Origin of the sequence: Holdemania sp. 1001302B_160321_E10, from assembly GCF_015552275.1 — a bacterium.
Classification (GTDB): domain Bacteria; phylum Bacillota_I; class Bacilli_A; order Erysipelotrichales; family Erysipelotrichaceae; genus Holdemania.
Genome location: NZ_JADNEM010000002.1, coordinates 126,362 through 139,146 on the forward strand (window position 1 = coordinate 126,362; position 12,785 = coordinate 139,146).

The 12,785-nt window shown below is 52.3% G+C and carries 11 protein-coding genes; 10 read left to right on the forward strand and 1 reads right to left on the reverse strand.

What is annotated here, in order from left to right:
• Positions 1–53: 53 nt before the first annotated feature.
• The 4 genes from I2D94_RS01800 (at position 54) to I2D94_RS01815 (ending at position 5,683) form a co-directional block, all read left to right on the forward strand.
• Complete coding sequence (locus I2D94_RS01800) at positions 54–1,109, forward strand: transaldolase family protein (RefSeq protein ID WP_195395413.1); 1,056 nt, start codon at positions 54–56, stop codon at positions 1,107–1,109.
• Between the two features lie 12 nt (positions 1,110–1,121).
• A complete protein-coding gene (locus I2D94_RS01805; RefSeq protein WP_195395414.1) occupies positions 1,122–2,273 on the forward strand; it encodes an iron-containing alcohol dehydrogenase in 1,152 nt (383 codons plus the stop codon).
• Between the two features lie 93 nt (positions 2,274–2,366).
• Entirely contained in the window at positions 2,367–3,326 is a 960-nt protein-coding gene (locus I2D94_RS01810) for an aldo/keto reductase (protein ID WP_195395415.1), read from the forward strand.
• 566 nt (positions 3,327–3,892) lie between these two features.
• The gene (locus I2D94_RS01815; RefSeq protein WP_195395416.1) at positions 3,893–5,683 is read left to right on the forward strand and encodes a flavocytochrome c; all 1,791 of its coding nucleotides are present in this window, start codon (positions 3,893–3,895) and stop codon (positions 5,681–5,683) included.
• A gap of 395 nt (positions 5,684–6,078) precedes the next feature.
• Here the strand turns inward: I2D94_RS01815 and I2D94_RS01820 are convergent, their stop codons facing one another.
• On the reverse strand, positions 6,079–6,447 hold the full coding sequence (locus tag I2D94_RS01820) for an inorganic diphosphatase (protein WP_195395417.1): 369 nt from the start codon (positions 6,445–6,447) through the stop codon (positions 6,079–6,081).
• A 264-nt stretch (positions 6,448–6,711) separates the two neighbouring features.
• Here I2D94_RS01820 and I2D94_RS01825 point away from each other — a divergent pair, with 264 nt between their 5' ends.
• From I2D94_RS01825 to dcd, 6 genes are all read left to right on the forward strand, one after another.
• Positions 6,712–8,148 (forward strand): tagaturonate reductase, encoded by a 1,437-nt coding sequence (locus tag I2D94_RS01825; RefSeq protein WP_195395418.1) that lies wholly within the window; start codon positions 6,712–6,714, stop codon positions 8,146–8,148.
• The gene (locus tag I2D94_RS01830; RefSeq protein ID WP_195395419.1) at positions 8,145–9,620 is read left to right on the forward strand and encodes a UxaA family hydrolase; all 1,476 of its coding nucleotides are present in this window, start codon (positions 8,145–8,147) and stop codon (positions 9,618–9,620) included. The genes I2D94_RS01825 and I2D94_RS01830 overlap by 4 nt, the downstream gene beginning before the upstream one ends.
• Positions 9,621–10,235, forward strand: coding sequence for a hypothetical protein (locus tag I2D94_RS01835; RefSeq protein WP_195395420.1), 615 nt, complete (start codon positions 9,621–9,623; stop codon positions 10,233–10,235).
• A 136-nt stretch (positions 10,236–10,371) separates the two neighbouring features.
• Positions 10,372–10,551 carry a hypothetical protein gene (locus I2D94_RS01840; RefSeq protein WP_072684976.1) on the forward strand — a complete coding sequence of 60 codons (180 nt, stop codon included), beginning with the start codon at positions 10,372–10,374 and terminating at the stop codon, positions 10,549–10,551.
• Positions 10,552–10,688: 137 nt separating this feature from the next.
• Positions 10,689–12,050: a hemolysin family protein gene (locus tag I2D94_RS01845; protein WP_195395421.1), complete on the forward strand. Its 1,362-nt coding sequence runs from the start codon at positions 10,689–10,691 to the stop codon at positions 12,048–12,050.
• Between the two features lie 166 nt (positions 12,051–12,216).
• A complete protein-coding gene (dcd, locus tag I2D94_RS01850) occupies positions 12,217–12,756 on the forward strand; it encodes a dCTP deaminase (RefSeq protein ID WP_072684974.1) in 540 nt (179 codons plus the stop codon).
• The last annotated feature ends 29 nt before the right edge of the window (positions 12,757–12,785 follow it).

The following is a 12,785-nucleotide window of genomic DNA, read 5'->3' on the forward strand; positions in this document are numbered from 1 at the left end:
CCAAGTCTTGTCAAGGCGGTCAGCCTGTTAAAGTAAAGGAGAAATAAAAATACATGAATAAATTATACGAAATGGTCACCCGCTTCCCGCAGACGGAAGTGTGGAACGACTCCTGCAGCTGCAAGGAGCTGCAATACGCAATCGACAACGGCGCCAGCGGCGCAACCACCAACCCGGTCATCGTCGGCAACGTCTTAAAGAAGGAACTACCCGAATGGGAAGAGATCATCAGAGAAATCATCAGCACCCATCCGGCTTACACCGAGGATGAGGTCGCCTGGGATGTGATCAAGGCGTTAGGCGCCAAAGCCAGCCGGCTGCTTTTGCCGATGTTTGAGGAAAGCCATGGTCAGAAAGGCCGGATTTCGTTTCAGACCAACGCCAAGTTCTACCGCAGCAAGGACAAGATGGTCGAGCAGGCCTGCAAGCTGGCGGCCACCGTGCCCAATTCCCAGATCAAAGCCCCGACCTCCAAGGCCGGCATCGAAGCGTTTGAGGAATTAACCTACCGCGGCGTCAGCATCAACGCGACAGTCTCATTCACCTGCGCCCAGGCGATTGCGGTCGCCGAAGCCGTGGAGCGCGGCTTGGCGCGGCGGGAAGCGGAAGGCTTGTCCACGGCGGAAATGCATCCGGTCTGCACGATCATGGCCGGCCGGACCGACGATTACTTAAAAGCCTGGGTCAAGCAGCACGACGTGATGATCAGCGCGGAAGCGTTGGACATGGCGGGCGTAGCGGTCGTCAAAAACGCCTACCGGTTATACAAGGAACGCGGCTATCGGACAAAGCTGCTGGTCGCGGCCTTCCGCAATCAGCATCATTGGGAAGAATTCATCGGCGGGGATATCGTTCTGACGATCACCAGCGACTGGCAGCGCAAATACAACGGCAGCGACGTCGTGATCCAAAACAACATCGACACGCCGGTCGCAGACGAGCTGATCAACGAGCTGATGAAGCTGGATGAATTCAAAAAAGCATACTTTGAGGATGGGTTAAAGCCGGAAGCGTTTGAGCACTACGGCGCGTTTTTGGCGACGATGAATCAGTTTCTGGGCGGCTATGACGATTTAGTCAAACTCATCCGCGGCTACATGATCAAATAAGGAGGAACGACAATGGCAAATCTATTTTTAACACCCGCTAAAATCATCAACGGTTCAAGCGCTCTGGAAATGGCCGGTCCCGCATTGGCCGCGTTAGGCAAAAAGGCGCTGATCGTCACCGATTCGATGATGATCAAGCTCGGCAATCTGGACAAGGTGCTGAGAGTGCTGAATCAGCATCATGTCGGATATTCGATTTATGCTCAAATCAACAGTGAGCCATGCGATACGATGATCATCGACGGCTTGAAGCAATATCAGGCGGAACACTGCGACTTCTTGATCGCGCTGGGCGGCGGTTCGCCGATCGACTCGATGAAGGCGATCGCGATGATGAGCGCCGATCCAAACCGGCCGTTGAATTCCTACATGGGTCAGCCGGTGGAAACGCCGCTGCCGAAGAAGGTCGCGATCCCGACGACTGCCGGCACGGGTTCGGAAGCAACCCAGTTCACGATCATCACCGACACGGAAAACGACGTGAAGATGCTTTTAAAAGGCGGCAGTCTGATTCCGGATCTGGCGATCATCGACCCGCAGTTCACGATGACCGCGCCCAAGGGCGTGACCAGCGCGACCGGCATCGACGCCCTGTGCCACGCGATTGAAGCCTACACCTCCCGTCTGGCCCAGCCGCTTTCCGACACCTTTGCGCTCAGCGCCGTCAAGCGGATTTTCAACAATCTGACAAATGCCTATGAGCATGGCGACAATGAGGAAGCCCGGATCCAGATGTCGCTGGCGGCGCTGGAAGCCGGGATCGCCTTCAACAATTCCTCGGTAACGATCGTCCATGGCATGAGCCGTCCGATCGGCGCGCTGTTCCATATCGCGCATGGCTTAAGCAACGCCGTGCTGTTGGAAGTCTGCATGAAATATGTTAAGGATGGCGCAGTGGCCCGGTTTGCGGATCTGGCGCGTTATTGCGATATGACACAGTGTGAGGATGATGAACAGGCGGCCGATCTGTTTATTGAAAATCTGTCCGCGCTGTTAGCCCGGCTGAACGTGCCAACCTTGGCGCAGCTGAATGTCGATCGGGATCAGTTCATGAATTCGCTGGAAAAAATGGCCCATGACGCCAACGTTTCCGGCTCCCCGGCCAACACCCGCAAGCCGATAACGGAACAGGCGATGATCGAGCTGTATAAACAGCTGTGGTAAATTCTTCAGATCTTTCTTAGCCCCTAAGTTTCTCCCCTGCCCCGGGACTTCCCGTTTTTTTCCGGCATCAATGATGAAAGGATGATCTAAATTATGCGCATGACTCATTTTAAAAACGCCAACGTCGACGTCAGTCAGCTGGCCGTCGGCACCTGGGGGCTGGACAGCCTGCGCTGGAACGGCGCGATGAGCGAAACCGAAGCGATCGAAGCAATCCGCGCGATGATCCAGGGCGGCGTCAACCTGATCGACACAGCACCCAACTATGGCAACCACAGCTCGGAACAGATCGTCGGCAAAGCGATCCAGGGTCTGAACCGGTCTGAGATTTTAATTTCCACGAAGTTCGGCACGCACAATGATTTATTCACCGGCGGCGTATTCCGCGACGCCCGTTTCGGTACGGTCATGGAGGAAATGGCCAGCTCGCTGCGCAACCTCCAGACCGATTACGTCGATTTTTATTTCCTGCATTGGCCGGATACGCACACGCCGATTGCGGAAACGATGTGTGCCCTGAACTTCTTAAAGCAGCAGGGAAAAATCCGCTATATCGGCTTGTCCAACTGCGATCAGCCGTTATTGGAGGAAGCGATGAAATACGGTCAGATCGACGTCGTTCAGCCGCCCTTCTCGATGATTGATCAGCGTTATAAGCCATTGATGCAATGGTGTGCCGCACATGGCATCGACACGATGACCTATGGTTCCTTAAGCGGCGGGATTCTGACCGGCCGGTTCCACGAGGTTCCCGACTGGCCGGCCAACGATGTCCGGCTGTCCTTCTATAAGGGCTTTAAGCCGGAGATCTTCCCCCGCGTCATGGAGCTGATGGCAACGCTGGATGAAATTGCCCGGACACATCAGGTTCCAGTCAGTCAGGTTGCGATCAACTGGTCGACGCAGAAAGCATTCGTCTCCACCGCGTTGGTCGGCGTACGCAGCGTGCGTCATGTCGCGGAAAATCTCAATACGTTCACATGGCAGCTCAGCGATGCTCAAATGCAGCAAATCGACGCGGAAATCGCACGGCTGGGATTGGATCAGCTCTGATTCCCTGCTCACCGCCGTTGTATCACGGTTCTTCTTCCTTAGAGAAAAATGAGGGCTCCGTAAGGAAGAAGGATTTCAACGCTGAAGCTCAACGTTGAAGAAAATTACGCAAAACGAAATGTTTGTTGATAGAAACGCCGGGACCGGATTGCCCGGCGTTTTATTTTATGTCAAAAAAAACTCAAAAGAGTTGTTTAATTACCATTCTTGAGTTATACTGAATATGGAAAGCCGGGACGCTCTTTGCTTTACAGGAAATTTGATTATCGTCTTTCCTGAAAGCTCCTATCGCTGAAGATTCTTCCAACTTTCTGCCAATAGATTCCGTCCCGCGTCTTTCCGCCTGTTGATCATAAGATCCAGCGCATAAAAACAGAAGAATCCGATTGAAATTAACAGCCATGAGAACACCTGTCCCTCATGGATTCGGTTAACTCCCTGAAAAAATTTTGTTTAAATTATCTGTTTTTGTGCACAAATGGACAATATTACAAAAAATGCAGAAGATAATCCATTCAAACCTTTCGGCCGGTTCTATAAAATAAGAATCAGGAGGAAGGAAAATTATGAAAAAAATCGTTAAACTGATGCTTTCCGTCATGATGATCGCTTCGATGGCTGCGTGCAGCTCGGCACCGAAGAATGATCAAGGCGGCGAAGGCAAATTCAAAGCAGGAACTTACACAGGCACCGCCCAGGGCAATAACGGCGACGTTACCGTCGAAGTCACCTTGAGCGCCGACAAAATTGAAAAGGTCGAGGTCACGGAACACAAGGAATCGGCCGGCATCTCCGATGCGGCGATCGCCAACATCCCGGCTTCGATCGTTGAATCCCAGTCGCTGAACGTCGACACGGTATCCGGCGCAACGCACACATCCGACGCGATTCTGGACGCTGTCAAAGCGGCGCTGACAGAAGCCGGCGCAGATATCGAAGCGCTGATGAGCGGCGAGGGCGCGGCGAAGACGACCGTTACTTTAGAAGATAAGACCTATGACGTCGTTGTCTTAGGCGCCGGCGGAGCGGGCTTGTCTGCAGCGATCGAAGCACAGGCAGCAGGAGCAAATGTCGTTGTCATTGAAAAAATGCCATATGTCGGCGGCAACACGATTCTGTCCTATGCCGAACTGGCCTGCCCGAACAACTGGCTGCAGGAAGAACAGGGCATTGAAGACAGCCCGGAACTGATGGCGAAGGAAATGTGGGAAGGCGGCGGAAAGGTCGCGAAGAAGGAAATGGTCGATATCGTCGCGAACAACGCGACGGCGGCCGCGGAATGGCTGCGCGATGAGATCGGCGTCAAATATCAGGATTACCTCGTTTGGGAAGGCGGCCACAGCGTAGCCCGTGCCGTTGAACCGATTGATTTAGGCCCGGGCATGATCAATCCGTTAAAGGAATACGCTGAAGGTCACGGCGTTGAAATCATGCTGAACACCAAGGCTGAAGAACTGATTCAGGATGAAACCGGCAAGGTTGTCGGCGTTAAGGTCTCTCAGGGCGATCAGACCGCGACGATCTCCGCGAACAATGGCGTCGTTCTGGCCACCGGCGGTTTCGGCGCGAACGTCGAAATGCGCGAACATTACAACACACGTTGGGAAACACTGGACGAATCGGTTAAAACGACGAACTCCCCGGCGATTGTCGGCGACGGCATCGTCATGGCTGAAAAGATCGGCGCTCATCTGATCAATATGGAACACATCCAGCTCTATCCGTTCAACAATCCGATCACCGGCGTCTTCTATGGGATCGAAGCACCAAGCTGGTCGGGTGAAGGTCTGATCTATGTCAACAAAGACGGCAAGCGTTTCGTCAACGAAGTTGCAATGCGCGACGTTCGTGCTGAAGGTATTCTGGCTCAGGGCGGTTTAGTCTACGCGATCTACAATCAGGAAGTCGCTGACCGGCTGAATCTGGAAGAAAAATTCGCCGATGAATATGCCCGCTGCCTGGAAGACGATGTCTTCTTCAAAGCCGACACGCTGGAAGAAGTCGCGGAACACTACGGCATCAACGCTGAAAACCTCGTTGAAACGATGGATAAGTACAACGAAGGCATCGAAAACAACAACGATGAATTCGGCCGTACCACCAGCATGGTCACGATGAAGGAAGGCCCTTGGTTTATTCTGGAAGGCGTCGTTTCTGTCCACCACACAATGGGCGGCGTTGAAATCAACGAAAATGCAGAAGTTCTGGATACTGAAGGCAATGTCATGCCAGGTCTGTTCGCCGCAGGCGAAGTTACCGGCAGCATCCATGGCAACAACCGCGTCGGCACCTGCGCGATCGCCGATATCACCGTCTTCGGACGGATCGCCGGCCGCAACGCAGCCGCTGCGAAATAAATCAAGTTTCCTCCAAGGAATCCCAGTCTGACGGCTGGGGTTCTTTTTTTCTTATTTTTTCCATGTCAGCGGATTGTAACACCTTGTTTAACGAAACTTAAGGATTCTTTCAAAGCAAATGGATACCCGCAGACTCGCTGGGAAAATGATCTGGCGACCATCGCCATCCGATTTTCAGCCTGATCGCCGCAATCGAAGTGCCGGATCAGAGCGTTGAGGTCATCTTGTTATCATGACTTCGCTGAGTCCAAGACGGGACTGGTTTACCAGTGCCGATCTATCCCCTTATAAAAGGATGTCTCTGAAACAGAAGATCTCTTTTTAATGATTCAGGCAAAGAGTCCAACGCTTCACGAAATTGTGTCTCATAAAAACATCCCCTGTAAAAGGATCGTTCAGAACACTTTCAGATCAGATTTTTTCGGTTGATCAATCAATTTCTCCATTTCAATGACAATATCAAAATATTGTTCCTGAAACTTGACTTGCTCCATGATTTCTTCTTTGGATAAGGTTTGTTCCCTGGGAACCACAACCCATTTTTCTTCCACATCGTCTTTTCGGTGAATGATCGCGATGATTTTTCCCGTAAACACATTCACAGGTTCATCAACGCCTAAAATGTACGCGTCCTGGTCTTCCCCGTCGGGCGCGGGGATCCCCTGGATATAACCATAATTTACCGGATAGATCAGATCCGGATACTTTGGATGGCGCGTTCCCATTTTTCGATCGACTGTGACCGTGACAATTTGTCCAAGCATCTTTTTCTCCTGTTCTGATTTTCTCATTCTTACGTTAATGATTTTATTATAAAGGATAAAGAGGGACTTTTGATCATTTTTCTGATTATTCCGCAGCGGCTGCCCATTTGTTCATTCTCAAGACTTCATCAGAATGAAAACAAAAATCAGGCAAAAAACTTCGTTAAAATGAAAACATAAAAAATTACCGGAATAAACTGCCTGTTTGCCTGCCGTGGACGCTTGTTAAACATGATAAAATGGAAAAAAAGAATGGAGTAATCAATGATGGAATCTTTAAATCGTCAAAATCATCCCCGGCCGCTGCGGCCGGTGCGCATTCTTCAGTTCGGCGAAGGAAACTTCCTGCGGGCCTTTGCCGATGATTTCATTTCTCAGCTGAATGAGAAAACCGATTTCAACGGCGGCGTCTGCGTCGTTCAGCCAAGGCCGCATGGGCGGGTCAGAAACTTAATGGAACAGGACGGGTTATACACGCTGCTTTTAGAAGGAAAAAAACAAGGCACGGCAACGCGTGAGATGCGAATCATCGACGTGATCGAACAGGGCATCGATCCCTACACCGATTACCCAGCGCTTTTACAGCGCGCGGCGGATCCGCAATGCCGCGTGATCATCTCAAATACCACCGAAGCGGGAATCGCCTATACAGACGAAAACGTGACCCTGGACGTCTGTCCGCAAAGCTTCCCCGGCAAAGTTCTGGCCGTGCTGAAGCATCGCTTCCAGTCGTTAAAGGGCACGCCGGAAAGCGGCATGGATATCGTGTGCTGTGAGCTGATTGAACGCAACGGCGACACGCTGAAAGAAATCGTCTGCCGCAAAGCCCGCGAACAAGGCGAACCGCAGGCTTTTCTGGACTGGATTGAGAACGCCAACCGATTTTACAATACGCTGGTTGACCGCATCGTACCGGGCTATCCGAAAGATCAGGCGGCGGCGCTGGAAGAACAGCTCGGCTATCACGATGCCTGTCTGGTCAAGGGTGAAATCTATCACAGCTGGGTAATTCAGGGCGATCCCGCGCTGCGCTCCGTGCTGCCGCTGGATCAGTTAAATCAAAACATTATCTTTACCGACGATCTGGCCCCTTACCGCGACCGCAAAGTCGCGATCCTCAACGGCGCGCATACCGCGATGGTTCCCTTAGGATTACTGGGGGGACTGGAAACCGTAAAGGAAACGGTTGAAGATCCGCAGATTCGCCGTTTCCTTGAAGCCTTTTTAAAGGAAGAGGTATGGCCTTCGCTCAATTTCAGCGAAAGTGAATTAAAATCCTTTACTCACGACGTTTTTGAACGTTTTGAAAACCCGGATATCCGCCACGAGCTCATGAGCATTTCGCTCAATTCAATCGCCAAGTTCAATACCCGCGATCTGCCGGCGATGCGGCATTATTACGATACGCATAAAGCGCTGGCCCCCCATGCCTGTTTCTCGCTCGCCGCGCTGATCGTCCTTTTGAGCCGGCGGAAATCAGACGGCACGCCGTTGATCAGCGAAAGCCCGGAAGTCCTGGCCTGTTGGCAAAACTGGGATGAGCGCCAGCCGCAGGCAACGATCAGCGCGCTGCTCCAGCTGCCGCTTTGGCAGGGCAAATTGGCAGCGATGAACAACATCACGGAACGTTTGACTGAAATCATCCGTTCGCTCACGACGCTCGGCCTTCGCGAAGCGTTAAAAAAGGAGGGACTTGCATGAAGAAAACGCTGCACATCCAGCCGAACGACAATGTGATCGTCGCGCTGGAACCGTTATCCGCCGGAGAAATCATCAACGGAATCACCCTGCTGGACGACATCCCCTCCGGTCATAAATTCGCTTGTGCAACAATTCCAGACGGTCAGCCGGTCATCAAATACGGCCAGCCGATCGGTCAGGCCACCGGTGACATTGAAGCCGGACACTGGGTCCACAGTCACAACCTGAAAACCCGGCTGTCCGGAACGCTTGATTACCAATATGATCCGGTCTGTGACCCGATTGTCAAACGTCCCCAGGGGCGTTCCGTCATGGCCTACCGCCGCGCCAACGGCAAAGTCGGAATCCGCAACGAGCTGTGGGTGATCGTCACGGTCGGCTGCATCGGCGATACCGCCCGCAACATTGTCAACGCCTTCCGCCAGCGTCATCCGTTGGATGATATCGACGGGATCTTCACGTTTAATCATCCGTTCGGCTGTTCGCAGATGGGACAGGATCATCGCAACACTGTAAAAATTTTACAGGACATCGTCACCCATCCCAATGCCGGGGGCGTGCTCGTGCTTGGTTTGGGCTGTGAAAACAATCAGCTGAAACCGTTTTACGACACGCTGGAACAGATCGATCCGGAGCGCATCCGCTGCCTGAACTGCCAGGACGTTGAAAATGAGGTTCACAGCGCCGTGGAGCTGCTCGAGCAGATTTATCAGGTCATGCGCCATGATCAGCGCGAAGCCTGCGATCTCAGCGAATTCTCCTTCGGTTTGAAATGCGGCGGTTCCGATGGCTATTCCGGGATCACTGCCAATCCGCTGCTGGGGCGGTTCTCCGATCTTCTGTCCAGCTACGGCGCGAATATCGTGCTCAGCGAAGTCCCGGAAATGTTCGGGGCGGAACAGCTGTTGATGAATCGGGCCGCTGACCGGGAAACGTTTGATAAACTCGTCACGATGATCAACCGCTTTAAGGATTATTTTCTGTCCAATCATCAGGTTGTCTATGAAAATCCATCCCCGGGCAACAAGGCTGGCGGCATCACGACGCTGGAGGAAAAAAGTCTGGGCTGCATCCAGAAAGCCGGAACCGCGCTGATCCGCGATGTGCTCGACTATGGCGAGCCGATCCAGAAAAAAGGTGTCAGTCTCATGTATGGGCCAGGCAACGATCTCGTGTCAACCACGGCGCTGGGCGCCAGCGGCTGCCAGATCGTGCTGTTCACGACCGGCCGGGGTACGCCGTTTGGCGGGTTCATTCCAACTTACAAAGTTTCGACCAACTCCGAACTGGCGGCGAAAAAGCCGCACTGGATCGACTTCAACGCCGGAATCCTGACGGAGGGCGTCACGCTGGACGAGGCGGCAAGCCAGCTGGTCGAAGATCTGATCGCCGTGCTGGAAGGAAAGAAAACACGCAATGAAATCAGCGATCTGCGCAGCATCGCAATCTTCAAACAGGGGGTAATCTGTTAAATGGATGTCATTCTGTATGGCCTGATCACCGTTCTGTTGGCGTTGGCTGTGTTCCAGGCGTTCCGGCTGCACAAGCATTATACCAAAACGCTGTATCCGGCGTTATTCGCTAACTATCTTGAATACTTCTGGCGCTATCAATTCCGCCAGAACCTGTCCGTCAGCAGCTGGCTGAAACAGGAGCTGGGCTTCCACCGGCTGCTTTACAATTCCGTGCTGGATCAAAATGGACATGTCGCCCAGACCTATGTTACCCTGTTGTGCACCCGCGGCGCCTTCGTAATCCGCGACGTCCGCAGCGAAGGTCAGATCAGCGGCAAGCCGAACGACAAGCACTGGATCGTCAGCCGCCCGCAGACGGAAACGACAAAAAACTTCCGGATTCCCAATCCTGCCGACGGACTGCGTCAACATTGCCAATATCAGCGTCAGGCATTGGGCGGCGTGGACTGCGCCGGCCTCTGTGCCTTTCCCGACGCCGCGGATCTGACGCATGCCCGAAGCGAGTTTGCACTGCTGCATTACAAAGACGTCGTCAGCTGGATCAAAGACCAGCCGGAACAAATGAGTGAGCCGCAGATTCTGACTGCATTTGAAAACGTATCGAAGAAATAAACAGGACTGCGCGGACAACGCGTTTCGTGTTCCGCTTGCTTCTGTCAACCACGCCGGCCGTGGATCAGCCTGATTGCCTCAGGTTTTCGTCTTGGCCGTATGGTTCATCGGAATAGTTTAAAAGGAGAAAATACACATGGCATTTATTTTACTGGGCCTCGGTCTGGCGTTGGTGATCGCTTCCAAGATCTTCTATAACAAGCGCTGCGTCGCCGGTCAGGGCATCCCCTATAATCAAAAGGAAAAGCTGACGCTTTACTGTGGTTACCTCCTGTTGGGAATCGCATTTCTTCTGGCGGTATTCAATTTAGCTTAACCTTCCGTGTCTCTTCAGGACGTTCCCGCACCGCTTGGGAAACGTCTTTTTTTGTCTGAATTAGACAAACCGGCTCCGCTGTATTTGCGGTTTAGCCGCAATTCTGATATACTGGCTATCAGTTTAGGAGGATGATTATGGCATCAGATCCCGGCGGTAACGCCATCGCCATGCAGCTGTTGCTGCTGGTACTTCTTACGTTAGTCAACGCGTTCTTCGCAGGCGCGGAAATGGCTATCGTTTCCGTGAATAAAAACAAAATTAAAATGCTGGCCGAGAAAGGAAACAAAAAAGCCCGGTTGATCGAAGGACTGTTTGACGACTCGACGAAGTTTCTGTCTACTATTCAGGTAGCGATCACCTTTGCAGGCTTCTTCTCCAGCGCCTCCGCCGCCACCGGCATTTCGCAGGTGCTGGGCGGATGGATGGCACAGTATGGCATCCCGTACAGTTCGACGATCGCGGTGGTGCTGGTCACGATTATTCTTTCCTACTGCACGCTGGTCTTCGGTGAACTGGTGCCCAAGCGCATCGCACTGCAGAAAGCGGAGCAGTTCAGTTTGATGTGCGTACAGCCGATCTTGGTGATCTCGCGCGTACTCTCGCCGTTTATCAAGCTGCTTTCCCTGTCGACCAACGGTTTCCTGCGGTTGTTGGGAATGAAGACGGAAAATCTGGAGGAAGAAGTCAGCGAGGAAGAAATCCGTTCGCTGGTCCACAGCGGCCGGGCCAGCGGCGTCTTTGACGACACGCAGACGGAAATGATCGATTCGGTTTTCACCTTTGACGATAAAACCGCACGCGACGTCATGGTTCCGCGTCAGGAAGTCGTGATGCTCGACATGGACGAGCCCGTTCGTCCGCAGTTGAAAGCCCTGCTGAGCACGCGTCTGAGCCGGTTTCCGGTGTACCGCGAAAACAGCGACAACATCATCGGCATTTTGAATATAAAAGATTTAATGATCGCGATCAGCGAAGGCGACACCGATCAGTTAAAACTGGAATCGCTGCTGCAAAAGCCTTATTTTGTCCCTGACAGCAAGCCGACAGCCGAACTGTTCCGGGAAATGCAGAAGACGCAGTACCGGATGGCGATCCTGATTGATGAATTCGGAGGATTCAGCGGAATTACGACGACGGAAGATCTCGTCGAGGAAATCGTCGGCGATCTGCATGACGAATATGAACAGGAAGAACCGGAGCTGATTCAGTTCAATGCCAACGAATATCAGATCGACGGATTGATGAATCTGGACGAACTGAACAAAGCACTGGGCTTCAAGCTGGAAACCGAATATTACGATACAATCTCCGGTTATCTGATCGAGCAGCTCGGGCAAATTCCGCAGCCCGATGAACATCCGCAAATCCAGATCGGCAATCTGCGCTTCACCGTACAGTCGATGGAAGGCAAGCGGATCGGCAAGATTCATCTGACACTGTTGTCCGATTCAAAGACGGAAAAAACCGCCGCTGAATCAGAAAAAGAAGTTCGCTGAACAACGGCGGACTTTTTTATTCCGCTCATTGCATAAAACCAATCCGCATTCAATTTCCAGAAAGTCAGACATTTCGAAAAAAACAGGTCAAAACTCCCTGTTCTCTGTGCTATGATGAATACAATCGGAATTCAGATTGAAAACCGTAAAGAAAGAGGGTTAGCCAATGATTCTGTCCGACAAAACATTGCAGGCCATGCTGAGCGCCGAAACATTGAAAATTACACCGCTGGATCCCAACCAGATTCAACCCGCCAGCGTGGATATCCGTTTGGGAAATACTTTCAGCGTCGTTGAGGATTCCCCTTCCGGGATGATCAACATGGAAAACGAAATCCGTTATAAAACGATCACCTGCGACACCTACATCCTGCTTCCAAATCAATTTGTGCTGGCGACGACGCTGGAGTTTTTCGATCTGCCTGACGATCTCACCGCTTTTGTCGAAGGCCGCAGCTCGTTAGGCAGAATGGGCCTGTTCATTCAGAATGCCGGTTGGGTTGATCCGGGCTTCAAGGGTGAAATCACGTTAGAGCTGTATAACGCGAACCGCTGCGCGATTGAATTAAAGGCCGGCAGACGGATCGGGCAGCTCGTGTTCGCGAAAATGGATGCGCCTGCACTGAATCCGTATAACGGGAAATACCAGGGGCAGAAAGGCGCAACCGGATCGCGCGTGTTCCTGGATCATGAAAATCGTTTTTAAATAAAGCAGAGCTCGGGAAAAACGGGAAT